16 protein-coding genes and 1 tRNA gene are annotated in these 26190 nt (G+C 68.7%); 12 read left to right on the top strand and 5 right to left on the bottom strand.

Features of this window, described 5'->3' with window-relative positions:
• Nucleotides 1–29: 29 nt before the first annotated feature.
• From B4M62_RS04830 to B4M62_RS04815, 4 genes are all read right to left on the bottom strand, one after another.
• A complete protein-coding gene (locus tag B4M62_RS04830) occupies nucleotides 30–3740 on the bottom strand; it encodes a multifunctional oxoglutarate decarboxylase/oxoglutarate dehydrogenase thiamine pyrophosphate-binding subunit/dihydrolipoyllysine-residue succinyltransferase subunit (protein ID WP_414651783.1) in 3711 nt (1236 codons plus the stop codon).
• Nucleotides 3741–3919: 179 nt separating this feature from the next.
• On the bottom strand, nucleotides 3920–7717 hold the full coding sequence (locus B4M62_RS04825; protein WP_290705842.1) for an ABC transporter ATP-binding protein: 3798 nt from the start codon (nucleotides 7715–7717) through the stop codon (nucleotides 3920–3922).
• Complete coding sequence (locus B4M62_RS04820) at nucleotides 7714–8508, bottom strand: hypothetical protein (RefSeq protein ID WP_290705841.1); 795 nt, start codon at nucleotides 8506–8508, stop codon at nucleotides 7714–7716. The genes B4M62_RS04825 and B4M62_RS04820 overlap by 4 nt, the downstream gene beginning before the upstream one ends.
• Nucleotides 8501–9553 carry a glutathione S-transferase family protein gene (locus B4M62_RS04815; protein ID WP_290705840.1) on the bottom strand — a complete coding sequence of 351 codons (1053 nt, stop codon included), beginning with the start codon at nucleotides 9551–9553 and terminating at the stop codon, nucleotides 8501–8503. The genes B4M62_RS04820 and B4M62_RS04815 overlap by 8 nt, the downstream gene beginning before the upstream one ends.
• A gap of 366 nt (nucleotides 9554–9919) precedes the next feature.
• On the opposite strand from B4M62_RS04815, the gene B4M62_RS04810 reads away from it, so the two are divergent.
• The 6 genes from B4M62_RS04810 to B4M62_RS04785 all read left to right on the top strand — a co-directional run bounded on the left by B4M62_RS04810 (nucleotide 9920) and on the right by B4M62_RS04785 (nucleotide 17458).
• On the top strand, nucleotides 9920–10534 hold the full coding sequence (locus B4M62_RS04810; protein WP_290705839.1) for a PadR family transcriptional regulator: 615 nt from the start codon (nucleotides 9920–9922) through the stop codon (nucleotides 10532–10534).
• Nucleotides 10531–12048: an MFS transporter gene (locus B4M62_RS04805; protein ID WP_414651781.1), complete on the top strand. Its 1518-nt coding sequence runs from the start codon at nucleotides 10531–10533 to the stop codon at nucleotides 12046–12048. Before B4M62_RS04810 ends, B4M62_RS04805 begins: the two co-directional genes overlap by 4 nt.
• Before the next feature lie 134 nt (nucleotides 12049–12182).
• Nucleotides 12183–13421, top strand: coding sequence for a metallophosphoesterase family protein (locus B4M62_RS04800; protein WP_290705838.1), 1239 nt, complete (start codon nucleotides 12183–12185; stop codon nucleotides 13419–13421).
• Nucleotides 13418–16066: an AAA family ATPase gene (locus tag B4M62_RS04795; protein WP_290705837.1), complete on the top strand. Its 2649-nt coding sequence runs from the start codon at nucleotides 13418–13420 to the stop codon at nucleotides 16064–16066. Before B4M62_RS04800 ends, B4M62_RS04795 begins: the two co-directional genes overlap by 4 nt.
• A 120-nt stretch (nucleotides 16067–16186) precedes the next feature.
• Nucleotides 16187–16259: transfer RNA gene (locus B4M62_RS04790), tRNA-Arg, on the top strand.
• Between the two features lie 2 nt (nucleotides 16260–16261).
• Complete coding sequence (locus tag B4M62_RS04785) at nucleotides 16262–17458, top strand: MFS transporter (protein WP_290705836.1); 1197 nt, start codon at nucleotides 16262–16264, stop codon at nucleotides 17456–17458.
• Nucleotides 17459–17467: 9 nt separating this feature from the next.
• On the opposite strand, the gene B4M62_RS04780 is transcribed toward B4M62_RS04785, so the two are convergent.
• The gene (locus B4M62_RS04780; protein WP_290705835.1) at nucleotides 17468–18199 is read right to left on the bottom strand and encodes a DUF305 domain-containing protein; all 732 of its coding nucleotides are present in this window, start codon (nucleotides 18197–18199) and stop codon (nucleotides 17468–17470) included.
• A 97-nt stretch (nucleotides 18200–18296) separates the two neighbouring features.
• Between B4M62_RS04780 and argS the strand changes: the two genes are divergently transcribed.
• The 6 genes from argS to B4M62_RS04750 all read left to right on the top strand — a co-directional run.
• The gene (gene argS / locus B4M62_RS04775; RefSeq protein WP_290705834.1) at nucleotides 18297–19949 is read left to right on the top strand and encodes an arginine--tRNA ligase; all 1653 of its coding nucleotides are present in this window, start codon (nucleotides 18297–18299) and stop codon (nucleotides 19947–19949) included.
• Nucleotides 19950–19952: 3 nt separating this feature from the next.
• Nucleotides 19953–21314 (top strand): diaminopimelate decarboxylase, encoded by a 1362-nt coding sequence (gene lysA, locus B4M62_RS04770; protein ID WP_290705833.1) that lies wholly within the window; start codon nucleotides 19953–19955, stop codon nucleotides 21312–21314.
• Nucleotides 21315–21322: 8 nt separating this feature from the next.
• Nucleotides 21323–22639 (top strand): homoserine dehydrogenase, encoded by a 1317-nt coding sequence (locus B4M62_RS04765; RefSeq protein ID WP_290705884.1) that lies wholly within the window; start codon nucleotides 21323–21325, stop codon nucleotides 22637–22639.
• Nucleotides 22632–23711, top strand: a complete 1080-nt coding sequence (thrC, locus tag B4M62_RS04760) for a threonine synthase (RefSeq protein WP_290705832.1) — start codon at nucleotides 22632–22634, stop codon at nucleotides 23709–23711. The genes B4M62_RS04765 and thrC overlap by 8 nt, the downstream gene beginning before the upstream one ends.
• A gap of 16 nt (nucleotides 23712–23727) precedes the next feature.
• A complete protein-coding gene (thrB, locus tag B4M62_RS04755) occupies nucleotides 23728–24663 on the top strand; it encodes a homoserine kinase (RefSeq protein WP_290705883.1) in 936 nt (311 codons plus the stop codon).
• Between the two features lie 228 nt (nucleotides 24664–24891).
• On the top strand, nucleotides 24892–26190 hold a 1299-nt coding region (locus B4M62_RS04750; RefSeq protein WP_290705831.1), incomplete at its 3' end, for a Rho termination factor N-terminal domain-containing protein.

Below are 26190 nucleotides of genomic sequence, written 5' to 3'. Positions count from 1 at the left end.
GATACGGTCACCGACGCCGGTGGGCAGACCTAGGAGACGGACGGAGCTTCGGTCCTCGGACCGAAGGCGGCGTCGATGATCTCCTGTTGCTCGACGGCGTGCACCTTGCTCGACCCCGATGAGGGCGCCGACATTGCGCGCCGCGAGATGCGCCGCAGGCCGCTGAGGATGTCGGGCAGCATCTCGGGCAGCCAGAGGCCCAGGAATGGCCAGGGTCCCTGATTGGCCGGCTCCTCCTGCACCCAGACATGGTCCTGCGCGTTCGGGTACTTCTCCAGCGTCATTCGCATGCGCCGGTAGGGCACCGGGTAGAGCTGCTCGATGCGCACGATGGCGATGTCGTCGCGGCCCTCTTTGTCGCGCCGGGCGACGAGCTCGTAGTAGAGCTTGCCGCTGACGAGGACGACGCGGGTGACCTTGGCGCGGTCGGCGGGGCGATCGGCGAAGACCGGGTCGTCGAGGACGGACAGAAACTTGGAGTCGGTGAACTCCGAGACGGGGCTGACGGCCGCTTTGTTCCGCAGCATCGACTTCGGCGTGAACACGACGAGCGGACGCTCGATGCCGTCGAGTGCATGCCGCCGCAGCAGGTGGAAGTAGCTGGCGGGCGTCGACGGCAGGGCGACGGTCATCGACCCTTCCGCACACAGTTGCAGGAAGCGTTCGATGCGGCCGGAGGTGTGGTCCGGGCCCTGGCCTTCGTGCCCGTGGGGCAGGAGCATGACAACGCCGGAGGTCTGGCCCCATTTGGCCTCACCGGAACTGATGAACTCGTCGACGATCGACTGGGCGCCGTTGACGAAGTCGCCGAACTGTCCCTCCCACAGGACCAGGGCATTGGGGTCGCCGACGGAATACCCATATTCGAAGCCGACGACGGCGTACTCCGACAGCGGCGAGTCGTAGACCATGAACCGGCCGGCGGGCGCCGCGTCTTCCCCGGGGATGTGGTTTAGCGGCGTGTATTCCGAACCGTTCTCCCGGTCGATCAGCACCGAGTGGCGCTGGGTGAACGTGCCGCGGCGCGAGTCCTGTCCGGACAGACGAACGGTCCGTCCTTCGAGTACGAGTGAGCCGAAGGCCAGCAACTCGGCGAATGCCCAGTCGATGCCGCCTTCGCGCGCGCCCTGCTGGCGGCGCTTGAGGACGGGCAGTACGCGCGGATGCGCCGTGAACCCGGCCGGCAACGTCATGAACGCATCGCCGATCCGGGCCAGCGTCTGCGTGGATACCGCGGTGATCAGCTTCGACGGCAGCGTCTGCTCGGCTTCGACGGACGGGCTCGGCTCCGGCGTGTAGCGCTCGAGTTCTTTGACCTCGTTGAAGACTCGCTCGAGTTGTCCCTGGTAGTCGCGCAGAGCGTCTTCGGCCTCTTTGGTCGAAATGTCGCCACGGCCGATCAACGCCTCGGTGTAGGACTTTCGCACGCCGCGCATCGTGTCGATGATCTCGTACATGGCCGGCTGGGTCATCGACGGGTCGTCGCCCTCGTTGTGACCACGGCGCCGGTAGCAGACGAGGTCGATCACCACGTCCTTCTGGTACGCCTCCCGATAGTCGACGGCGAGCTTGGCGGCCCAGACGCAGGCCTCCGGGTCGTCGCCGTTGACGTGGAAGATCGGCGCGCCGATCATCTTCGCGACGTCGGTGCAGTACTCCGTGGAGCGGGAGTACTCGGGTGCGGTGGTGAAGCCGACCTGGTTGTTGACCACGATGTGGACGGTGCCGCCCACGCGGTAGCCCGGCAGCATCGCGAGGTTGAGCGTCTCGGCGACCACGCCCTGGCCGGCGAACGCGGCGTCGCCGTGGAGCATCAGCGGCAGGATCGGGAAGTCGCCGGCGGAGTCGCCGAGCAGGTCCTGCTTCGCGCGGACGAGCCCTTCGAGCACGGGGTCGACGGCCTCGAGATGGCTGGGGTTAGCGGTCAGCGAGACGGTGATCTCGTTGTCGCCGAACATCTGGTAGTACTTGCCCTCGGCGCCGAGGTGGTACTTCACGTCACCGGAGCCGTGTGACTGCGACGGGTCCTGATTGCCCTCGAACTCGGTGAAGATCTTCGAGTACGGCTTGCCGACGATGTTGGCCAGCACGTTGAGGCGGCCGCGGTGCGGCATGCCGATGATGACCTCGGTGAGATCATGTTCGGCGCTCTGGTCGATGACGGCATCCATCATCGGGATCACCGACTCGGCGCCTTCGAGGGAGAACCGCTTCTGCCCGACATACTTCGTCGCGAGGAAGGTCTCGAAGGCCTCGGCGGCGTTCAACTTGCTCACGATGTACTTCTGCTCGGCAACCGGCGGTTTGACGTGTTTGATCTCGACCCGCTCCTGCAGCCAGCGCTGCTGGTCCGGTTCGAGGATGTGGGTGTATTCGACACCGACGTGGCGGCAGTAGGCGTCGCGAAGAATCGAGAGCACGTCGCGCAGCCTCATGCGCTCCTTGCCGTGGAAGCCGCCGACCCGGAACGAGCGGTCGAGATCCCACAGCGTGAGCCCGTAGGTCTCGATGCGCAGGTCGGGGTGGGAACGGCGCGCATCGCTATCCATCATCAGCGGATCGATGTCGGCCATGAGGTGGCCGCGGCTGCGGTACGCGGCGATCAGCTCCAACACCCGCGTCGACTTGTCCACCAGACCCGGTGGGACATCCTGACGCCAGCGGATGGGCTCGTAGGGGATGTGCAGCGCGGTGAAGACCGAATTCCAGAATTCGTCGTCGAGGAGCAGATGGTGCACCTTGCGCAGGTAGTCGCCCGATTCGGCGCCCTGGATGATGCGGTGGTCGTAGGTCGACGTCAGGGTCAGCAGCTTGCCGACGCCCAATTCGGCGATCTGCTCATCAGAGGAGCCCTGGAACTCGGCGGGGTACTCCATCGCGCCGGCACCGATGATGGCACCCTGGCCGGGCATGAGCCGCGGCACCGAGTGGACGGTCCCGATGGTGCCGGGGTTGGTCAGCGAGATGGTCACGCCGGCGAAGTCCTCGGCGGTCAGCGCGCCTTCGCGGGCGCGCCGGATGACCTCCTCGTAGGCGGTCCAGAACTCGTAGAAGTTCTTGTCCTCGCACTCCTTGATCGCCGCGACGACAAGGGAGCGGCTGCCGTCCCGGCCGGGCAGGTCGATCGCCAGGCCCAGGTTGGTGTGTGCGGGGGAGACGACGTTGGGCTTGCCGTCGATCTCGGCGAAGTGGCTGTTCATGTTCGGGAACGATTTCAGTGCCTGGACGAGCGCGAAACCCAGGATGTGGGTGAACGACACCTTGCCGCCGCGGGTGCGGGCGAGGTGGTTGTTCACGACAATGCGGTTGTCGATCATCGCCTTGACGGGTACGGCCCGCACGCTGGTCGCCGTCGGCACTGTCAGCGACGCGGACATGTTCCGAACCACCGCAGCGGATGCGCCGCGCAGGACCTTCGAGGTCTCGGTGGGCGCGGGCTCGGCCACCGGCGCCGGCGCCGGCGCGGTCGGTGCGGGGGCGGGAATCGTGTCGCCCCCCGAGCCGTCGCGGGCGGTGGTGCCCGCGCCCGAGGCGGCCTTGGTGGCCGGAGCCTCGGTGACCGGCGCCTTCGGCGCGGGCGCCGGCTTGGCGGGCTCCTCATCGAGGGTGACGGCGTTGGGCTGTTGACTCGTCAGAGGCGCTGCGGCGGGTTCGCCGTTCGGCGAGGGCCGGTAGTCCTTGAGTACCTCCCGCCAACTCGGGTCAACCGAGTTCGGGTCCTTCTGATACTGCTGGTACATTTCCTCGACCAGCCAAGTGTTCTGGCCGTAGTCAGATGCCGGGGTGTTCACAGCGGTACTTCGCCTCAATTCCCTTTTGTGGGGACCCGTCTGGGTGGGCCCGCGCCTGGTTTCACGTTGCCGCGCCGAGTCATGAGCAACCGACACGGTGGTGTCGCGATCAGTCCTCCAAGGGGATGCTACGCGCGCGAGTGCGAGTCTGCGCCCGCAGTGTCCGCACTGCTCTCCCAGAGCTCTCGATAACGTCCACCGACCGCGATCAGCTCGGCGTGCGAGCCCTGCTGGATGACTCGTCCGGACTCGATCACGGCGATCGAATCGGCCTGCGCCGCAGTAGCCAGCCGGTGGGCGACGATGACGCTCGTGCGCCTGGTCGTGGTGATCCGCGAGGCGGCGAGCACGCGTGCCTCCGTCTGCTGGTCGAGGGTGGCCGTGGCCTCGTCGAGCAGGACAAGGTCGGGTTCGGCGAGTTCGGCGCGGGCCAGGGCGATGAGTTGGCGCTGCCCCGCGGAGAGGCCGCGTCCGCGTTCGCCGATCCAATGGTTCATCGCACCCGGCAGGGCGGCGATGGCCTCGAGCGCCCCGACGGCGGCAGCGGCCGACTCGATCTGGCCCCGGTCCGCGGCGGGACGGCCGAAGGCAATGTTCTCGGCGACCGTGCCGGCGAAGAGGTGCGGCTCTTGCGGGACGACGGCGAGCCGGGCCCGGTAGTCGTGCAAGGGGAGTTCGCGCAGATCGGTGCCGTCGGCGCGGACCACCCCGGACGTCGGGTCGTAGAAGCGCGCGAGCAGTTTGACCACCGTCGATTTTCCGGCGCCGGTCGAACCGACCAGGGCGAGCGACGATCCGGCGGGGATCTCCAGCCCGACGTCTTGCAGTGCAGCGCTACTGGCGCCGGCGTAGGTGAACCCGACCTCGGCGAGGGACAGGTGCGCGGGGCGGGGCTCGCGCGGCTCGCCGTCCGCTTCCGTCGTCGCCGGTTCCGGTGCGCAGGCCTCGAGCGAGGATTCGGTGGCGAGCAGTTCGCGTATCCGCATCAGGCCCACCCGGGCCTGTTGATAGCCGTCGAAGACCCCGGTGAGCTGCTGCACCGGACCGAACAGCATCGCGAGGTAGAGGACGAACGCGATGAGCGCGCCGGTGGACAGGGTGCCCGCGGCGATCCGGCCGGCGCCGAGGACGAGTGCGGCTGCGGTGGCCAGATCCGCAGTCAGAACGATGAACGGGAAGTAGCAGGCGATGGCGCGCTGGGTGACCATGCGGGCGTCGAGCCAGTTGTCGGAGTGGCGGGCGAACCGGGCGAGGGCGGCGTGGCCGTGGCCGAACGCCTGTGTGGTGCGCAGGCCGGCGATGTTTTCCTGCAGATCGGCGTTGACGATGCTGACGAGTTCACGTGAGCGCAGATAGCCGCGCGAGGAGACGCGACGGAACACCAGTGTCGCAATGGCGAGCACTCCGACCACGGGGGTGAGCACGACGGCCAGTGCAGGCTGGGTGATCGCGAGTGCTGCCGCGACCCCCACGAGGGTGAGCCCGGCGACGCCGGCCGAGGTCAGTCCCGTCTGCACGAAGGTCGTCAGTGCGTCGATGTCGGTGGTCATGCGGGTCATGATCCGGCCGGACAGTTCGCGCTCGTAGTAGTCGAGCCCTAGGCGCTGCAGGTGGGCGAAAGTGCGGACTCGCAGCCCGAAGAGCACACGCTCGCCGGCTCGGGTGGACAGCAGCAGGGTGGCCACGGCGAGCGCCCAGCCGACGAGGACGAGCAGGGCTCCGAGGGCGAACGTGCGCACGATCGCCCCGGTATCGCCGCGGCTGGCGGCATCGACCGAGATCCGGGCCAGTGACGGGAACGCCAGACTCACCATCGCGTCCGCCGCCACGCACAATGCGGTGGCCAGCAGGATCATGCGCACCGGGGACAGGGTGCCCAGCAGCGAAAAATCGGTGCTCGCCCGGCGCAAGACGGCGACGTCCGCCTGCGGGTCGGCCGTGGCCGGGGGCAGCGACTCAACCGCCGCCAGCAGCTCCGGGGTCGCCTGGGCGGCGCCGAGTGCCCCGGACATCGCCATACCGCCGCCCGGGCCGCCCCGGCCGCGGGGCGGTGCCGCCACTGCCCGCCAGTCGTCGCCGGAAAGGGGCTCGGGCCACAGGGCCTCGCCGAATTGCCCGGGCTCGAAACGGTCCTGGGGCTCGTCGTCGGGCGGGGAGCCGGGCAGCGGGCTGGTTGCGGCCTGCGACATCAGCGCGGCGAACCGGGCACTGCCGCGGGCGAGTTCGGCGAGGGTCCCGATCTCGGCGATGCGGCCGCCGTCGATGATCGCCACCCGATCGGCCACCCGCAGGGTAGACAAGCGATGGGCGAGGACCAGCACCGTCGATCGGTGCCCGCGCAGTCCAGTCAGGATGCGCGCCTCGGTCGTGGCGTCGAGCGCCGAGGTCGCGTCGTCGAGGATCAGGAGGCGGGGCTGTGCGTATAGGGCCCGGGCGAGGGCCAGGCGCTGGCGCTGACCGCCCGACAGGGTGAGTCCGCGTTCGCCGACCACGGCGGCCTCGCCGCCGGGGAGGTCGGTGACGAAGGTCGTCGCGCCGGCCTGTTCGATCGCACGACGGAGGCGTTCGCGCGCCGCGGGGCGCAGGCTCTCGAGCGGAGCCAGTGCGACGTTGGCTGCGATGGTGTCCGAGTAGAGGAACGGTTCATCGGGCACGACCGCGACCGCCCGGTGCAGGTCATCGCCGGTCATCTGGGCGATGTCGACGGCGCTTCCCGAAGCCGTGACGAGCGCGATCGAACCCGCTTGTGGGCGGTAGTGGCGGGTGGCGAGGTCGACGAGAGTCGACTTGCCCGAGCCGGGCGCGCCGATCACCGCGAGGCATTCGCCGGGGGCGATGGCGAGGTCGAGGTCGGCGAGCACGGGTGTGTCGGCGGCATGGGGGTAGGCGAATGAAACGCCGTCGAACCGTAGTCCGAGGTCCCCGTCGGGGACGTCGTGCGGGTTGGCCGGATCGGTGTCGCGGGGGTGATCGATGACGTCGAAGACGCGCTGGGCGCTGGCGTGGGCGAGCTGGGCCGCGACGATGACGTTGGACAGCATCCGGGTGATCGCCATCAGGGCCGTCACATAGGCGGCGAACGCGAGGAAGGTGCCGGCGGTGATCGATCCGGCCAGCACGAGCAGGGCGCCGGCACCGATGACCGCGACGGTCGCGAGCTGGGGCAGGGCGGAGATCAGCGGCACGTACCGGGCCTCGACGCGCGCCGCGCGGACCCGGCGCGCATAGAGGGCGCGGGCGAGGTCGACGAGCCGGTCGACCATCCGGTGCTCCTGGCCGAAGCCCTTCACCACGCGCACCCCGGTCACCGTCTCCTCGACGTGTGTCGCGATGTCGGCGGCGGCCTGCTGCGCCGACCAGGTGGCGGCGAAGAGCTGACGGCGGCTGCGGTACGCGGTCCAGGCAAGTGCGGGGAGCACCGCAAGGGTGACCGCGGTGAGCACCGGCGAGAGGTGGGCCATGATCGCGAAGGCGAACACCGCTTGGACGGCGCCGCCGATCGCGAGGGGGGCCATCGCCATCAGGCCTTGGACCACCTGCAGGTCCGAGATCGATCGAGAGACGACCTGCCCGGTGCGAATGGTGTGCTGCGCGGGACCGTCGAGGTGTAAGAGGGTGGCGAGCAGGGCCACGCGCAGGTCGCGCTGGACCCCGATCGCGAGGCCGCCCGCAGCCCACCGTCGTCCCAGGGCGGACAGGTAGCGGACGACGGCCAGGGCAACGATGGCGGCGATGATGCCGGCCAGCCCCCACCCGGCGCGCGCGGCACCGGTCGCGTGGTCGAGTGCCGCGCGTGACAGCAGGGGGAAGGCCAGATCTGCGGTGACGCCCACGGCCACCGCTGCCACGGTAAGGGCGAAGGCGCCCCGACGCACCGCGGCTTGACGCGCGAGGCGCCGCAGCCAGCGGTCGTCGGGGGCCGTCACCGACCGGAGGGCAGCTGCGGCACCGGTGCGGGCACAGCGGTGACGCCGGCGATGACTCCGTCGATGACCGGCGAGGTCGGCCAGTGTCGTGGCGCCGGGCCGAATGCGGCGCGGGAGTTGGTGATGATCCGCTTGCCCAGCGCACGGTTGCCGACGGCGCCGATCGTCGCGCCGATGCCGGCCGGCAGAAGTTTGCCGACGATGACCGGGGCCCGTTTGAGGGCGAACTTACGCATCACCTTGTTCAGCATCTTCTGGTTGAAGGCCGACAGGTTGACGCCGGGAATGGCACTGCTCGACAACTGCCGCAGGGCGGTGGACCGCCCGCCGCCCACGAGCCTGCCCAGCGCGGTGAGGCCTTCTTCGCCCAGGGCGACCGTGAGCACCAACGATTCGCGGCGCTGCTGGTCGGCGGGGTCGACGCCGTGGACTTCGGCCACGGCCAGCGCGAGCAGTGCAGAGGCCTCGAGAAAGAACAGCGACTCGCCCGCGACGGCCGACAACGCGGCGACCGTTCCGACGCCGGGTATGGCCGCGGTGGCGCCGACGGCGCCACCGGATCCGGTGACGGCGAGAAGGTACTGCTTCTCGAGCCGCGTGATGATCTGGGCGGGCGTCTCGTCGGGGTGGGCGGCCCGGATTTTGCCCACATACTTCGCCACCGCGGGTCCCTGCAGGCGCTGGGCTCTGCGCAGCATCTTGTCGGCTGCGCCGATCGCCGGTGCGGGCGGGCGGGGATGCTCGAAGTCGTGTGCGTCCGGTGCGGGCAGCGCGTTGTCTCGCTTAGCCATGAGTGGGTACCCCATCCTTTTCTGGCACGACCTCGTCGGGTCGCGGCGGTGGCGGAGGCGTTCCGTCGCCAAACGGGCGGCCGCCGAGTTGGTCGCGGTGGTGGGCGGTGCGCCACCCGCGCAGATCTGGTCCCTTGGGTACGATGCCGGTCGGATTTATGTCGCGATGCACAAGGTAGTAGTGCGCCTTGATCTGGGTGAAGTCGACAGTGTCGCCGAACCCGGGGGTCTGGAACAGGTCACGGGCATAGGCCCAGAGCGCCGGCATCTGCGCCAACAGGTTGCGGTTGGTCTTGAAGTGGCCGTGGTAGACGGAGTCGAATCGCGCGAGCGTCGTGAACAACCGCACGTCGGCCTCGGTGATGGTGTCGCCGACGAGGAAGCGCTGGGTCGTCAGGCGTTCGTCGAGGACGTCGAGCTGTGCGAACAGGCGGTCGTAGGCCCGGTCGTAGGCTTCCTGGCTGCCCGCGAATCCGCAGCGGTACACGCCGTTGTTCACCTCGGAGAACACCGTCGCATTGATCTCGTCGATTTGATCGCGCAATTGTTCGGGGTAGAGCAGTGGGGCGCCGTCGCGTGTGAAGCCGGTCCACTCCGTGGAGAAGTCTAGGGTCATCTGGGCGTAATCGTTGGTGACGACGGCGCCGTCTCTGGTGTCGACGAGTGCCGGCACGGTGATGCCCTTGGGGTAGCCGGGTATGCGCTTGTCGTAGGCGTCTTTGAGGCGCGCGATGTGCAGCACCGGATCGACTCCACCGGGGTCGAGGTCGAAGGTCCACGAGTCGGCGTCGTGGGTAGGTCCACACAGCCCCAGCGAGATCGCTTCCTCCAGTCCGAGGAGGCGGCGCACGATGAGGGTCCGGTTGGCCCACGGGCAGGCGCGGGCCGCGACGAGTCGGTAGCGGCTCGCTTCGACGGGGTATCCGTCGCGACCGTCGCGGGTGATCCGGGTCGAGAGGTAGCGGGTGTCGCGGACGAATTCCGCGCCGGGCGTGACGTACCCGCCCGGCACCGGCTCGGCGCGTTTGGCGTCGTGCTCACTCATCGGCTCGCGCCTCCGATCTGTCGCTGTCGTAACACTGGACCAACGTCGGATGATCCCGCAGGGATTCCCGAGCGCGCCTATGACTCATGTCACAATGCGATTCGGGCTGGAGATCTGGGCCGGCCTCCAATCCTACGAGTCATCGTCGATAGAAGGGGCGGATGGCCGTCGGATACGTCTCGCTGCCGAGGCCCATTCCTGTTCGGCGGGCGGTGCCGGAAGTCGGGTGAGCGCGGCAACGTGCGGGGCGCTCGGCGTCATCTGCCGCCCGTCGGGTGCCGTTGACAGCACCGGCGCCGAGCCCTATATTCCAGTTGGAATATTCGAGTTGGACTAACTCGGGCAAATCGGCGATAGAGGGGTCGTATGGCCACCGGCAGGCGCGAGCAGAAGCCGCTGGACCTGCTGGTTCTCAGCATGCTGGTTGAGCGGCCCATGCATCCCTACGAAATGGCGCAGCTGGCGATTAAGCGGCATCTTGATCGGCTGGTGAGCATCCGGACCACCTCGGTCTACAACGTTGTGGCCCGCTTGCTCGACAAGGGCCTGGTCGCGGTCTACGAGGTCCAGCGCGAGGGGAATCGTCCCGAGCGAACCGTGTATGCGCTCACCTGCGCCGGGCGCGAGGCGCATCGGCGAACCCTGGAGTCGCTGTTGGCCGAGCACCCCGTCGAGCATCCCCGGCTGTACCTGGCCCTCGCGCAGGCCCATGAGCTCCCGCGCGAGGACGCCATCAGGCTGCTCCAGACGCGCCGCGCGGCGATGGCGACCGAACTCGCCGCCACCGTCGGCCTCATCGCGGAGAACTCCGCGGTCCCCGAGATCTTTCGCCTCGACGGCGGCATGCGCGTGGCGACGCTGCGCGCACAGATTGCCTGGCTCGAGGACCTGGTTGAGCGGATCGACACCAACACCATCGCGTGGCTAGATGAAGCGCTGCGCGACTGCAACGACAACGGATTGGACGGAATCGACTCATGACGACCCAACAGGCGGGCGAGGCGCTCGGACCCGAGCCGTCAACCGACTACGGAAAAAACCCCTGGCTGGCCATGCTGGCCATGTGCGTCGGCTTCTTCATGATCCTGGTCGACATGACCATTGTCGCCGTCGCGCAGCCGGCGATCCAGAGTGCCCTGGGCGCCGACTTCAACTCGATCGTCTGGGTGACCAGTGCGTATCTGCTGACGTATGCCGTGCCCCTGCTGGTCGCCGGGCGCCTTGGCGACAAGTTCGGGCCGAAGCTGATCTTCCAGATCGGTCTGGTGCTCTTCACCGCTGCCAGCGTGTGGTGCGCGTTCTCGTCGACGATCGGCATGCTGATCGCGGCCCGTGCCGTACAGGGTGTGGGCGCGGCGCTGATCACGCCGCAGACGATGGCGATCGTCACGCGGATCTTCCCGATGGAACGGCGTGGGGCCGCCATGGGCGTCTGGGGCATCGTCGCGGGCGTCGCGACGATGGTCGGACCGCTGCTCGGCGGCGTGCTGACCGACAACTTCGGGTGGGAGTGGATCTTCCTCATCAACCTGCCGGTCGGCGTCATCGGCCTCGTCTTGGCCCAGGTACTGGTGCCCAGCGTCGAGACCCACGATCACCGGTTCGACTGGATCGGCGTGATCCTGTCGGGTATCGGTCTGGCGGCGCTGGTCTTCGGCATCCAGGACGGTGAGAAGTACGACTGGGCCCCGTGGATTTGGGGAATGATCGGCGTCGGCGTGCTCTATCTGGTGCTGTTCGTCCTGTGGGAGGCCCGCCTGCGCCGCGACCCGCTCGTGCCGCTGTCGCTGTTCCGCGACCGCAACTACTGGGTGTCCAACGTGGGTATCTTCGCCCAGGGGTTTGCGCTCACCGGCATCATGATCCCGGTCATGTTCTTCCTCCAGTTGGTCGGCGGGATGTCGCCGACGCGCTCGGCCCTCATGATGGTTCCCATGGCCTTGGTGAGCGGGTTCCTTGCGCCGATCATCGGCCGGCTCGCCGACCGCGTCCACCCGCGATCAATCATTGCCACGGCGATGCTGCTCAACGGCATCGCGCTGTGTTTGATGGCCGTCATCAACCGGCCCGCGACTCCCGTGTGGCAACTGCTCATCCCGACGATTCTGATGGGTATCGCGGGGGCGGGCATCTGGGCGCCCCTGGGGGCGACGGCCACCCGCAACCTGGCGTGGCACCAGGCCGGGGCCGGTGCGGGCGTGTACAACACCACCAGAGTCGTCGGGTCGGTGCTCGGCAGTGCGGGTATCGGCGCATTGATGCAGGCCCTGTTGCGCCGCGAGTTCCCCGGGTTCGACATGCGTGCTGCCCAGGCACACGGCCATGGTGCCGCCGGACTGCCATCGCAGATGCACCAGGGCTTCTCCCTGGCGATGGGGCATTCGATCTTCCTGGCGGCGGGTGTCGTCTTTGCCGCCGCGGCCGTCTCGTTGTTCCTGGTACCGATGAAGACGCCGGCGGGCGCTCCGCCGGCGGGAGTGGGCGGCGACGTCTGACAGCCGCTCTAGCGCTGGCGGGAGGCGAGTTCGGGCAGCGCCCGGCTCGCCTCCCGCGGTTTGTCAGGGGGTGCTCATACGATGCACATCGACGGGGTCCCGCCCGATGAGGAGTCTGCGAAGGAGGTGCGCCGATGACTGCGACGCTGTTCGACGAGTTATTCGATGATGATTCGTTCGGTGACGAGTCGTCGGCCGGCAGCCGAACCGGTGTGGTGCCCGAGCGCGCGGTCACCTTCGTCCACACCGCCGACTGGCAACTGGGCATGACCCGGCACTTCCTCGCGCCCGAGGCGCAGGCGCAGTTCACCGCCGACCGACTCGCCGGGATCTCGCGGATCGGCGCGATCGCCGCCGAGGTGGGCGCGGAGTTTGTCGTCGTCTGCGGCGACGTCTTCGACGATCACCGGGTGTCGTCGCGGATCATCACCCAGGCGCTCGACCGGCTGCGTGAATTCGCCATGCCGGTCTATCTGCTGCCGGGCAACCACGATCCCCTCGACGTGGCGAGCGTGTATCGATCCGGCGTGTTCGCCAAGGCCTGCCCGCCCGGGGTGACGGTGCTGTCGACGCCCGGCGTGCGGGAGGTCGCCGACGGCGTCGACCTGGTCGTGGCGCCGTGGCCGACCAAATCACCGTCGAACGACCTCATCGCCGAACAGGTCCGGCGACTCGGGTCGGATGACCGAATCCGGATCGTCGTCGGGCACGGCGGTGTCGACCGCCTGTCGCCGAACCCTGACCCCGCGATCATCGCCGTCGATCCGCTGGAGACCGCGCTGCGCGAGAACCTCATCGACTTCGTAGCGCTCGGCGACCGCCATTCGGTGACCGACCTGGGCGACTCGGGCCGGATCTGGTATTCGGGGGCGCCCGAGGTAACCGACTTCGACAACGTCGAAAAAGCATCGGGAGCGGTGCTGTCGGTGTCGCTCACGCGTGGGCAGCGGCCGAGCGTGGCGGTGGCCGAACACGAGGTGGGCAAGTGGTGCTTCCGCTCGCTCACCGCAGAGGTCGACGGTGCGGATGACATTGCGGCCCTGAGCGCCACGCTCGACGCCGTGCCGGCCAAGGCGACCACCGCGGTGCGGCTGGGCCTGGTGGGGAGGCTGTCGGTGGCCGACGACGCCGCGCTCGGCGAACTGCTCGAGACGGCCGCGGATCGCTTCGCCGCGCTGGTGCGGTGGGAATCCCGCGATGACGTGGCGGTCACGGCAGATCCCGAAGATGTCGCGGCGATGGGTCTGCGGGGCTATGCCGCAGAGGCAGCCGATGAACTTGTGGCACAGGCGAATTCGGGTGATGAGTCGGCCGCAGCCATCGCGCGCCATGCGCTGGCGCTGCTGGGCCGACTGGCCGGTGGTGCGAGGTGAAGCTGCATCGTCTCCGCCTGCGGAATTTTCGGGGCATCACCGACCGCGATTGCGTTTTTGCCGATCGCGGGGTGACCGTGGTGTCTGGGCGCAACGAGGCCGGTAAGTCGTCGATGGTCGAGGCGCTCGATCTGCTGCTCGACGTCCCGTCCGGGTCGAAGAGTCGTCGCGTGCAGACGGTTCAGCCGGCCGGATGTGATGTCGGAACCGAGATCGAAGCCGAGATCAGTTGCGGCCCTTGGCGGTTCACCTACGCAAAGGTCTTCAACAAGGGGCAGTCGACGTCGTTGCGGATCGTCGCCCCGCGCCCTGAACAGTTGACCGGCAAAGCGGCGCACGAGCGTGCGACGGCGATCCTGGGCGAGGCCGTCGACCTCGCGCTTTTGCGTGCCGCGCGCGTGGTGCAGGGCTCCGCGGGCACCGCCGTCGCGATGTCGGAGGCGGCATCGGTGACGCGGGCGCTCGATCGCGCCGTGGCCGACCGGCCCGACGGCGATCCCGGCAACGGGTCGGGTGACGCGGCCGACGGCCTCCTCACCGCGGTCGAGGAACAGTACGTCCGGTATTACACCGCCGGTCGGGGCCAACCGACCGGCGAGCTGCTCGATGCCATCAAACGGGAGAAGTCGGTCCGGGCGGAGCTGACGCAGCTCGACGCGGCGCTGGCGGCCATCGACGACGACGTGGCGAGAGTGGGGCGACTGACCCGGCGGCGCAAGCAGATCGATACCGCCGTCGAGCAGCTCAAGGTCGACCTGGAGCAGGCCGAGGTCGTGCGAAAGGCGGCTGACGACCTGCGCGACCGGCTGGCCGCGGCGACCAGCAGGGCTGAGGTGGCCGCACTGCGCCGCGGCGCGCTCGTGGGGGAGCAGGAACTCCGCGCCCGAACGGCGAAGAAGATCGCGGAGCTCACCGCCGTGCGGGACGAGTCACAAGGCGCGAAGCAGACCGCGCAGACCGCCGTTGAAGCGGCGACGGTACGCGTTGAGCAGGCCGAGCGGGCCCGGGTCGAGGCCGGCGCTGCGCTGACTCGGGCACGCAGCCGGGTCGAGGCCGCCGAACTCGGCGCGGAGCTTGCGGCGAAACGCGCCGACCTGGCCGCCGCGCTGGATCGCCTGCAACGCGTCGAGAAGGCACAGCGCGCACAGGGGGAACGCCTGGCCGCGCTGGCTGCCAATACCGTCGACGCGCAGGTCCTGGCCGTTGCGGTCCAGCTGCGCGACTCGTTGCTGGGAGTCGAAGCGCGGTTGAACGCGGTCGCGACGTCGATGCGCGTGATCGCGCTCGGCGATCATCCGGTGACCGTGAACGGCGCCGAGGTGGGCGCCGGCGAAATCAGCGTCGTTGACGACATCGTCCTGGAAGTTCCCGGTGTCCTCCGCGTCGAGCTGGCGTCGGGCGCCGATACCACGGGGCTGGCCGAGCAGCGCCACGACCTTGAAGGCCGCGTCGCCGGCCTGTGCGCGTCGCATGGTGTCGGCGATATCGCCGCACTGATCGTCGCCGGTGAGGAGCGTCGCACACTGGCCGCCGCGGTCACGGTGGCGAACGCCGAGGTCGATCGTCTGCATGCGGGCGAGACGGTTGAACAGCTCCGGAAGTCGGTCGGCCGGCTGCGGGACGAGGTTGGTGCGGCAGATGCCGTGCGCGTCGATGCCATCGACGGTCCGGCCGACCCCACCGGCGAACCCGCTGGGCTGCCCGACCTGCCCGCCCTGCGCGCTGCCGAGCGTGCTTGCACCGCAACATGTCTCACAGCGGAGCGGGGTGCGTCGCAATATGCGCGGATACTGGTCGAGCACTCGGCCGCCGTCGACCGGACCGGCGATGCGGCCGCACGCGCCACGGCTGACCTGTCCGAGTTGACCACCGCGCAGGACCTCGCGCGTGCGGCGAAGCCCGATGCCGACCTCGCCGTCGACCTCGCCGCCGCGGTGGCCGAGGTAGCCGAACGCGAGGCGTCGGTGCAGCAGGTACGGTCCGAGCTGGAGGCGGCCGATGCGGTGGAGCTCGAGCGCCGAATCACGGCGATGGACGACCGACTTGAGGCGATCGCCGCCGAGCGGGCCGCGGGCGAGCGGGAGGTCGCGCAGGCACTGGCCCGGATCGACCTGTGCCGCGAGGATGCCCGCCGCGACCGCCGAGATGAGGTGGCCGCCGCCCACAGTGCTGCACAGGCCGACTTGGCTCGGATCACCGCGCGTGCGGACGCCGCGAAGCTCTTGCGCGAGACGCTGATCCGCCACCGTGCCGAGGCCCACGCGCGATACAGCGAGCCATTCCGGCGGCGCGTCGAGGAACTCGCCGAACCATTGTTCGGGCCGGATGTGCGTTTCGATGTCGACGATGCGCTCGGGATCACCGCCCGCACCCTCGGCGGTGCGACGGTGTCCTTCGACGAGTTGTCGATGGGGGCGCGTGAACAGATCGGCATCATCGCGCGGCTGGCCTGCGCGATGCTCGTCGATGAGGCCGACGGCGTGCCAGTCATCATCGACGATGCGCTGGGGCATTCCGACGCCGACCGCGTCGCTCAGATGGCGCGGGTCCTCACTCGCGCCGGCGAACAGGCCCAGGTCATCGTCTTGACGTGCGCGCCGGAGCGCTATCGCGAGGTGCAGACGGCGAGCATCGTCGCGCTGTAAGCGCCATGGCCCACCCCGTGCGGGGCCAATACAAATTCGCGGAATGGGCGGTCTGGCGACCCGCCGTCGATGTGCTTTGGAGCGCACCGCGGCGATGGGATAGGCTGTGCTGCGTCCCGAGCCCCCGTAGCTCAGGGGATAGAGCGTCTGCCTCCGGAGCAGAAGGCCGCAGGTTCGATTCCTGCCGGGGGCACCGTGAAGTCATCCGAACGCATTCCAGGTGCCGTCTGGGTACTAGTGTCCGCGGCGTTCGTCATCGCCCTCGGCTACGGCCTGGTCGCACCAGTCCTCCCCGCGTTCGCGCGCAGCTTCGACGTCTCGATCACCGCCGCGACGATGGTGGTCAGTGCCTTCGCGTTAATGCGACTTGCCTTCGCGCCGGCGACTGCGCCCCTGCTGCGGCGGATGGGGGAGCGACCCGTCTATCTCTGCGGCCTGCTCATCGTCGCCCTGTCCACCCTGGCGTGTGCCTTCGCCAACAGCTATTGGCAATTGTTGGTGCTGCGCGCGCTGGGCGGTGTGGGATCGGTGATGTTCACCGTTTCCGCCATGAGCCTGCTCATCCGGATCAGCCCGCCGGCGATCCGGGGCCGCGTGTCCGGGGTGTACTCCTCGAGTTTCGTACTCGGCAACATCGTCGGCCCGCTGGTCGGCGGCGGACTGGTGGGGCTCGGACTTCGGGTGCCTTTCCTGGTATATGCGGCGGCGCTGGTCGTGGCCACCGCCGTCGTGTGGGTCGCGCTGCGGCATTCCGCGCTGATCGCACCGGCCGCACAGGAGGCAACGGGTCCGAGTCTGCGGCAGGCGTGGGCCGACGGCCCGTATCGGGCCGTCCTCGTCACCGCGGTCGTCTTCGGGTGGGTCTTCGCGATGCGCGTCTCGCTGCTGCCGCTGTTCTTCACCGATGTGCTCCACCAATCGCCGTCGATGGCAGGGTTCGCGCTGGCCGCGTACGCGGCCGGCGACGTCCTCGTCATGATTCCCGCCGGGCGGGCGTCGGACACCTACGGGCGCCGCCCGTTCCTCATCCTCGGGATGGTGATTCTCGCGGCGGCGACAGCGGGGCTCGCGATGACTGACCAGGTCGGCGTCGCCCTGCTCGTCACCGCCGTCGCGGGATTCGGGACGGGACTGGTGGCGCCGGTCATCCAGGCGACGGTCGCCGACGTGCTCTACGGGGGGCGCGGCGGATCGGCCCTCGCGAGCTATCAGATGGCACAGGACTCCGGGGTAATCGCCGGGCCGGTCATCGCCGGAGTCGTGGCCGACCGACTCGGATTCGGCCCGGCGTTCTCGTTGACCGCAGCACTCGCGGCCATCGTCGCGGTGGTCTGGATGTGCACCGGCGAAACCCGTGGCCAGGCGCCGGTATCGCAGGCGCCGGTCACCTGAACCGCCGGGTCAGGGCAGTGGGGCGGCGTTGCGAGACGCGAGCAGCTGCGTCATCGTCGCCTCTTCAGCGGTCTGTGCCGTGTTCATCTGTTCGGCCAGGGCCACGACGTAGGTCGGTGCGCCGGCCTTCGGATCAACGACCGCGGCCATCATGTGGTGGCCGCCCTGGTGGTGGCGCAGCATCAACTGTAAGAAATAGGTGTCGACCGCGGGACCCGACAGCGAACGCAGCCGCGTCATCTCGGCCTCGGTCGCCATCCCGTCCATCACCGGCTGATCACCCCCGGCGCCGGGGCCCGGGGCGCCGTGCCGGGCATGATCACCGCCGGTCGTGTCGTGGCCCATCCAGGACATCGGGTGACCGGGGTTCGCCGCCGGGGCCCCCCACGCCTGCAGCCAGCCCGTCATCTGGCCGATCTCCGTGGTTTGGGCACTGCCCATCCGCCGCGCGAGGGCGCGGACTGCGGGGTCGGACCCGTGTTCGATCACCGCCTGCGTCATCTCGACCGCCTGCCGGTGGTGCACGATCATGTCCTGGGCGAAGCCGACCGCCGTCGCATTCGCCTGATCGCGGCCCTGGTCAGAACCGCCGGCGTTTCCGATTGCGAAGCCGACCCCGATGCCGAGCAGCAGCGCTGCGCTCGCCGCCAGTGCGGTCACCAGGGCACGCGTGCGGCCGCGGTGTGCGTCGGATTCGACGCGCGGGGCACTCGAGGCGGGACCAGGCTCATCGTTGGACATGGTCACCACGGTACCCACGCGACGCGGATGTGACCCGTGCCAACTCGGGCGATACCGAATACCGCTGGACAGGGGAGATTCCATAGAATGGTCTTCCGTGACTCCCGCCGACCTCGCCGCGCTGCTGCGCGGCGTCACGCAGACCGTTCTCCACGAGCGCGATCTCGACGCCGCCGTCCTGCCCGAGATGGTGACGGTCGAGCGTCCGCGCAACCCGGACCACGGTGATTACGCGACCAATATCGCGCTGCAGATCGGCAAGCGGCTGGGCGTTGCGCCCCGCGAACTCGCCCAGTGGCTCGCCGAGGCCTTCGCCGCCGCTGACGGCATTGACTCCGCCGACGTGGCCGGACCGGGCTTCGTGAACCTGCGCCTGGCTGCGGCTGCGCAGAACAGTGTCATCGCGACCATCCTGGAACAGGCGGCCGATTTCGGCCGGGGCGGCGACCTCGCCGACTCGGTGGTCAACCTCGAGTTCGTCTCCGCCAACCCCACCGGCCCGATCCACCTGGGCGGTACCCGGTGGGCCGCCGTGGGCGACGCCCTGGGGCGCGTCCTCTCGGCATGCGGGGCGACGGTGACCCGCGAGTATTACTTCAACGACCACGGCGGCCAGATCGACCGGTTCGCCCGGTCGCTCGACGCCGCCGCGCGGAGGTTGCCGACTCCCGAGGGCGGTTACGCCGGGGAGTACATCGACGACATCGCGGCACGAATCGTCGCCGAGGTCCCGGGCATTCTCGCGTTGGGCGACGACGAGCGCGTCGAAGCGTTCCGCGCTCACGGCGTCGCGATCATGTTCGACCACATCAAGGCGACGCTGCACCAGTTCGGCACCGACTTCGACGTGTACACCCATGAGAACTCGATGTTCGAGCGCGGCCTCGTCGAGGAATGTGTTAACGAACTCAAGGCCAATGGGAACCTCTACGAGGCCGACGGGGCCTGGTGGCTCCGGTCGACCGATTATGGCGACGACAAGGACCGCGTCGTGCTCAAGAGCGACGGTGACGCGGCCTATATCGCCGGCGACATCGCCTATCTCAAGGACAAGTTCGACCGGGGATTCAACCACCTGATCTACATGCTCGGCGCCGACCACCACGGGTATGTCGTGCGGCTGACGGCCGCGGCGGCCGCCCTGGGATACCCGGCGTCGAGCGTCGAAGTGTTGATCGGCCAAATGGTGAACCTGGTCAAGGACGGTCAGCCGGTGAAAATGAGCAAGCGCGCCGGCACCGTCGTCACCCTCGACGACCTGGTGGAGATGGTCGGCGTCGACGCTGCTCGTTACTCGTTGATCCGCTCCTCGGTCGACGTCAACATCGACATCGACCTGGACCTGCTCCGCAAGCAGTCCAGTGAGAACCCGGTCTACTACGTCCAGTACGCCCACGCCCGGCTCGCCGCCCTGGGGCGCAATGCCGCCGACCTCGGATTGTCGGCCGATCCTTCGGCCGTCGCGCTGCTCACCGAGCCCACCGAGGGCGATCTGATCCGCACCCTCGGCGACTTCCCGGCGGTCGTCGCGACGGCCGCAGAACTGCGCGAGCCACACCGGGTTTGCCGCTACCTGGAGGCGCTCGCCGGCACCTATCACCGCTTCTACACCCAGTGCCGCGTGCTGCCGATGGGCGACGAGGAGGCGACCGACGTCAATCGCGCGCGACTCGCCCTCTGTGCCGCCGCGCGGCAGGTGCTGGGCAACGGACTCGACCTCGTAGGCGTATCTGCGCCGGATCGGATGTAGTTGATGATCGAGACCGTGTCGGCGGCAGAGCTCGCCGACCTCCCCGCCAACGTCTACCCGCGGGGCACCGCCCGCAGCGCCAACGGTGTGGTCACGATCGCGGGCGTGGCCGTCGACGAACTCGTGCATCGCCATCAGACGCCGCTGTTCGTCTACGACGAGGCCGATTTCCGTGCGCGGTGCGCCGCGATGCGCGAGGCGTTCGGGCGCTACGGCAGGGTTCACTACGCGTCGAAGGCGTTCTTGTCCGTCGAGATCGCCAAATGGGTCGAGGAGGAGGGGCTGAGTCTGGACGTCTGCTCCGGCGGCGAACTGGCCGTGGCACTGCACGCCGGATTTCCGGCCGCGCGAATCGCGTTGCACGGCAACAACAAAAGCGTCGCGGAACTCGACGCCGCGGTGGCCGCCGGGATCGGCCACGTCGTCCTCGACTCGCTGACCGAGATCGACCGCCTCGATGCGGTCGCCGCCCGCCACGGTGTTGTCGCCGATGTGCTGATCCGCGTCACGCCCGGGGTCAACGCGCACACCCACGAGTTCATCTCAACCGCGCACGAGGACCAGAAGTTCGGGTTCTCCATCAGCGGGGGCAAGGCGATCGAAGCGGTCCGCAGGGTGTTCGCCGCCGACCACCTGCGCCTCGTCGGCCTGCACAGCCACATCGGTTCGCAAATCTTTGAGCTCGACGGGTTCGAAGTCGCAGCCGGGCGCGTCATCGGCCTGCTGGGCGACGTCGTCGACGAGTTCGGCGAGCGCGCCGAGCAGCTGTCGATCATCGACCTCGGTGGCGGCCTGGGTATCTCCTATCTCGCCTCCGACGACCCCCTTCCGGTGGCCGAGCTCGCCGATGCGCTCGCCGCAATCGTCGAGCGGGAGTCGGCGGCGCTCGGACTGCCCATGCCGACGCTGGCCGTCGAGCCCGGGCGTGCCATCGCCGGCCCGCCCGGGGTCACCCTCTATCGGGTCGGCACCATCAAAGACGTTGTGCTCGACGGCGGCGGAATCCGCCGGTATGTGTCGGTGGACGGCGGGATGAGTGACAACATTCGCAGCGCCCTCTACGACGCGGAGTACGACGTCCGGCTGGCGTCGCGCCGCTCGACGGCCGACGGCGTGCTCAGTCGTGTGGTGGGCAAGCACTGCGAGACGGGCGATATCGTGGTCAGGGACTGTTGGTTGCCCGGGGACCTGGTGCCCGGCGACGTGCTGATCGTCGGCGCGACCGGCGCCTACTGCTACTCGATGTCGTCGCGCTACAACATGGTTTGCCGGCCGGCCGTCGTAGCGGTGCGCGATGGGCAGTCACGAGAGATTCTGCGCCGGGAGACGGTCGCGGACCTGCTGAGCTTGGAGGTAACGCAGTGACCGAGGATATGGGGCAACACGCCGGAGCACCGCGCGAGCTGGGTGTCGCGGTACTCGGCCTGGGCAACGTCGGCACCGAGGTGGTGCGGATCATCACCGAGAACGCGATCGACCTGCGTGAGCGGATCGGTGCGCCCCTGGTGATCCGGGGCATCGCGGTCCGCGATCTCGGCCGTGACCGCGGCGTGGCGCGTGAACTGCTCACCGATGATCCGGCGAGCCTGATTCGCCGTGACGACGTCGACATCGTCATCGAGGTCGTCGGCGGCATCGAGCCGCCGCGCGAGCTCATTCGCACCGCCCTCGAGTTGGGGAAGTCGGTCGTCACCGCGAACAAGGCGCTGCTCGCGGAGTACACCGGCGAACTGGCGGCCGCGGCGGCCGCGGCGAACGTCGACCTCTACTTCGAGGCGGCAGTTGCCGGCGCGATCCCAGTGGTCCGCCCGCTCATGCAGTCGCTGGCCGGCGACCAGGTCGAGCGCGTTGCCGGCATCGTGAACGGCACCACCAACTACATCCTGTCGGCAATGGCCGAAACCGGGGCCGACTATGAGACGGCACTGGCCGAAGCCGGCCGCCTGGGCTATGCCGAGGCAGACCCGACCGCCGACGTGGAAGGCTATGACGCTGCGGCCAAGGCCGCGATCCTGGCGTCGATCGCGTTCCACAGCCGGGTGACCGCCGCCGACGTCTACCGCGAAGGCATCAGCTCGGTGACCGCAGCAGATCTCGCCAGTGCCGCCAAGTTCGATTGCACCGTCAAACTGCTGTCGATCTGTGAGCGAATCACCGAGGCCGACGGTACCGAGCGCATTTCCGCGCGTGTCTATCCCGCGCTCATTCCGTTGGCGCATCCGCTGGCGACGGTGAGTGGCGCGTACAACGCCGTTGTCGTCGAGGCGCACGACGCGGGTCGCCTCATGTTCTACGGCCAGGGGGCCGGGGGAGCGCCGACCGCGTCGGCGGTGATGGGTGATGTGGTGATGGCGGCGCGCAACAAGGTGCATTCTGGGCGCGGCCCGTTGGAGTCGACGTATGCCTCGCTGGCGATCGCGCCAATCGCTCAGGTACCGACCCGCTACTACGTGGCGATGCACGTCCTCGATCGGCCCGGCGTCCTGGAAGGCGTCGCCGGAGAATTCGCCAAACACCATGTGAGTATCGCCGCCGTCCGGCAAGAAGGGGATGGCGGGCGGACCCAACTGATCGTCATCACCCACCGGGCGCCCGACGGCGCACTCGCGGAGACTGTGGCGGCACTGAAGAACATGGAAGCGGTAACCGCCGTGACCTCGGTGCTGCGGATGGAGGGAACCGATGAGTGACAGCAGTAGTGTGCACCGGCCGTGGCCGGGCCTGATCGAGGCCTACCGGGCCCGAATGCCGGTGGGTGAGGAGTGGACGATCGTGACCCTCCTGGAGGGTGCGACCCCACTGATCAAGGCGAACCACCTGTCCGAAATCACCGGATGTGAGGTGTACCTGAAGGTTGAGGGTCTCAACCCGACCGGCTCGTTCAAGGACCGCGGGATGACGATGGCGGTCACGACCGCGCTCAACAACGGCAAGCGCGCGGTGCTGTGCGCGTCGACCGGCAACACCTCCGCCTCTGCCGCGGCCTATGCCACGCGGGCGGGCATGACCTGCGCGGTGCTGATCCCCGAGGGCAAGATCGCGATGGGCAAACTCGCCCAGGCGGTCATGCACGGCGCAAAGATCATTCAGGTCCAGGGCAACTTTGACGACTGCCTCGAGTTGGCGCGGAAGGTGACTGCAGACTTCCCCGAGATCGAACTGGTCAACTCGGTGAATCCGGCCCGCATCGAAGGGCAGAAGACGGCTGCCTTCGAGATTGTCGACGTGCTGGGCCGGGCGCCGGATGTGCACGCGCTGCCGGTTGGTAACGCCGGCAACATCACCGCGTATTGGAAGGGATACACCGAGTATCGGTCCGACGGCGTCATCGAATCGCTTCCCCGCATGCTCGGCGTGCAGGCGGCGGGGGCGGCGCCGCTGGTCAACGGGGCCCCGGTGGCCAACCCGGAGACGATCGCCACCGCCATCCGCATCGGCGCGCCGGCCAGCTGGAACCAGGCCGTCGCCGCGAAGGAGGAGTCGGGCGGACAGTTCCGTGCGGCAACGGACGAAAAGCTGCTGGAGGCCTATCGTCTGGTCGCGGGCCGCGACGGAGTCTTCGTCGAGCCGGCGTCCGCGGCATCGGTCGCCGGGCTGCTCGCGGCGCGCGCCGACGGCTGGATCGAACCAGGCTCGACGGTGGTGTGCACAGTCACCGGTAACGGTTTGAAAGATCCCGATACGGCCTTGCTCGGCATGCCGGAGGTGGCGGCGATCCCGGTCGACCCGAGTGCGGTAGCCGACGCATTGGGATTCGGCTGAGCCGGTGACCGACGTCATGACCACGATCCTTCCGGCCGACCTCCAAGTCGCGGTGCGCGTTCCGGCGTCGAGCGCCAATCTCGGCCCTGGATTCGATTGCCTCGGCCTCGCCCTCGGAATCTACGACGACATCACGGTTACGACGATGGATGCGCCGGGGGTCCGCGTGCGGGTCAGCGGCGAGGGGGCACAGACCGTGCCCCTCGATGAAACGCACCTCGTCGCGCGCGCCGTCGAGCGCGGGCTGGCTCGCGCCGGTGTCGCGGCTGCTGGGCTGGAGGTCGACTGCGTCAACGCGATCCCGCATTCGCGGGGGGTCGGATCGTCGGCTTCGGCTGTCGTCTCCGGGCTCCTCGCCGCGTCGGAGCTGCTCAGCATCGCCCCCGAAGCCTTTGGGACACAAGCTCTTTCCGACGAGGATCTGGTTCAACTGTCGGCTGAGTTCGAAGGCCACCCGGATAACGCCGCAGCCAGCGTCCTCGGTGGCGCGGTGGTCACCTGGACCGACGGGGATGGGGAGGCCATTGGCTACGCGGCCCGGCGCCTCCACGTCGATCCGCGTATTCGGGCCACGATTTTCATCTCACACACGGAGTCATCGACGTCGCAGACGCGCGGCCTCCTGCCGGACTCGGTGCCGCGCTGCGACGCGGTGTTCAACGTGAGCCGCACTGCACTTGCGGTGGTGGCGCTGACCCGTGAGCCCGACCTGCTGCTCGCGGCCACCGACGATCGGCTGCACCAGCAGTATCGTGCCGAGGTCCTGCGTCCCTCGGCAAATCTCGTCGCGGACCTGCGCGCGTCCGGCTATGCCGCGACGATTTCGGGTGCCGGTCCGACTGTCCTCGTCCTGCACACCGCCGACCTGCCCGCAGGGATGGCGGATCGGGACGGGTTCACCATGGTTGAGACATCTATCAGCGACGGACCCACCGTCGTCGACGCGCGCTGACCGGCGTGTCAGGGAGTCTGGTTGTTGCCCAGGCCACTGCAGCGCGCTAGTATGACAGCGTCTCGCTGAGTGAACGTGAAATCGCCGTTTGCGGACGTCCCCCGATCTTCCGGTTGATTCCGGGCAACGGCTTGTGACTTCCACCGCCAGCAGACCCATTGTTTTCCCGTGCAGGGATTTCATCCACCTTCGCGCATCAGAACGCGTCGAGGGAACGAAAGGACTTCCGTGACTGAAACGGATCTCACTACCGCCCCGGTCGCCTTGGCGACCCCCGTCGAAGCCCCCGCGGCCCCGGCTGCTGATCCGGCCGCCGTCGACCGGCCGGCGTCGAAGGCCAAGACCGGGTTGTCGGGCATGGTCCTCCCAGAGCTCCGCTCCTTGGCCGGCGGGCTCGGCATCAAGGGCGCATCCGGGATGCGAAAGGGTGACCTGATCAGTGCGATCAAGGAGCGCCAAACCAGTGCTGTGTCTGCCGGTGCGAGTCCCGAACCGGTCGGCGACCGGCGCGAGAAGGCCGCCCCAGAGAGCCCTGGGGCCGAGAATTCCAAGGTTGAGGGTGTGCCGGCTGAGAGTGTGCCAGCGGGGAGCGTGACGGGCGACCGCGCCGAAGGCGCCGGCAGTACTCGTTCCGGCGTGGATGGCGAATCCGCCGGCGACGGTTCGGGCGAGGCGAAGAACGAGGGCCCGGGCGGCAACCGCAACCGCAACCGCAACCGCAACCGCGAGGGTGGCGAGCAGGGCGGCCAGGGCGGTCAGAACAAAGATCAGGGAAGCCAGAACAAAGAGCAGAACAAGGGCGGCCAGGGCGGTCAGAACCAGGGCGGTCAGAACCAGGGCGGTCAGAATCGGAACCGCGACGACGACGGCGAGGGCGGCGGCCGCAACCGGCGCAACCGCCGGTTCCGTGAGCGCAATCGCCGCGGCGGTCGCGACCACGATGCCGAGCCGCAACTGTCCGAAGACGACGTGGTTGCGCCCGTCGCCGGCATCCTCGACGTTCTCGACAACTATGCCTTTGTGCGCACCTCCGGCTATCTGGCCGGCTCGAACGACGTCTATGTGTCGATGAACCTCGTCCGTCGCTACGGGCTCCGCCGCGGTGATGCGATCACCGGTGCGGTCAAGGTTCCGCGCGAAGGCGAGCAGAGCGGCGGCGGGGCCGGTGGCGGCAACCAGAGCAACCGTCAGAAGTTCAATCCGCTGGTGCGCCTGGATACCGTGAACGGCGGCGATCCGGAGTCCGCGCGCAATCGTCCCGACTTCAACAAGCTGACGCCGTTGTACCCGAACGAGCGGCTGCGCCTGGAGACGACGCCGGATCGACTCGATACCCGCGTGATCGATTTGATCATGCCGATCGGCAAGGGTCAGCGCGCCCTTATCGTGTCGCCCCCGAAGGCGGGCAAGACGACCATTCTGCAGGACATCGCCAATGCGATCGCGACGAACAATCCCGAGTGCCACCTGATGGTCGTACTCGTCGACGAGCGGCCCGAAGAGGTCACCGACATGCAGCGCAGCGTG

Source organism: Gordonia sp. UBA5067 (assembly GCF_002414845.1).
Classification (GTDB): Bacteria; Actinomycetota; Actinomycetes; order Mycobacteriales; family Mycobacteriaceae; genus Gordonia; species Gordonia defluvii.
This window is presented reverse-complemented; position numbering and strand designations above follow the sequence as displayed.

What these genes read in the sequence shown, in the direction of transcription:
- B4M62_RS04830 (WP_414651783.1), bottom strand. Translation starts at nt 3,740, where the DNA reads ATGTACCAGCAGTATCAGAAGGACCCGAACTCGGTTGACCCGAGTTGG.
- B4M62_RS04820 (WP_290705841.1), bottom strand. Translation starts at nt 8,508, where the DNA reads ATGGCTAAGCGAGACAACGCGCTGCCCGCACCGGACGCACACGACTTC.
- B4M62_RS04815 (WP_290705840.1), bottom strand. Translation starts at nt 9,553, where the DNA reads ATGAGTGAGCACGACGCCAAACGCGCCGAGCCGGTGCCGGGCGGGTAC.
- B4M62_RS04810 (WP_290705839.1), top strand. Translation starts at nt 9,920, where the DNA reads ATGGCCACCGGCAGGCGCGAGCAGAAGCCGCTGGACCTGCTGGTTCTC.
- B4M62_RS04805 (WP_414651781.1), top strand. Translation starts at nt 10,531, where the DNA reads ATGACGACCCAACAGGCGGGCGAGGCGCTCGGACCCGAGCCGTCAACC.
- B4M62_RS04800 (WP_290705838.1), top strand. Translation starts at nt 12,183, where the DNA reads ATGACTGCGACGCTGTTCGACGAGTTATTCGATGATGATTCGTTCGGT.
- B4M62_RS04780 (WP_290705835.1), bottom strand. Translation starts at nt 18,199, where the DNA reads ATGTCCAACGATGAGCCTGGTCCCGCCTCGAGTGCCCCGCGCGTCGAA.
- lysA (WP_290705833.1), top strand. Translation starts at nt 19,953, where the DNA reads ATGATCGAGACCGTGTCGGCGGCAGAGCTCGCCGACCTCCCCGCCAAC.
- B4M62_RS04765 (WP_290705884.1), top strand. Translation starts at nt 21,323, where the DNA reads ATGGGGCAACACGCCGGAGCACCGCGCGAGCTGGGTGTCGCGGTACTC.
- thrC (WP_290705832.1), top strand. Translation starts at nt 22,632, where the DNA reads ATGAGTGACAGCAGTAGTGTGCACCGGCCGTGGCCGGGCCTGATCGAG.
- thrB (WP_290705883.1), top strand. Translation starts at nt 23,728, where the DNA reads ATGACCACGATCCTTCCGGCCGACCTCCAAGTCGCGGTGCGCGTTCCG.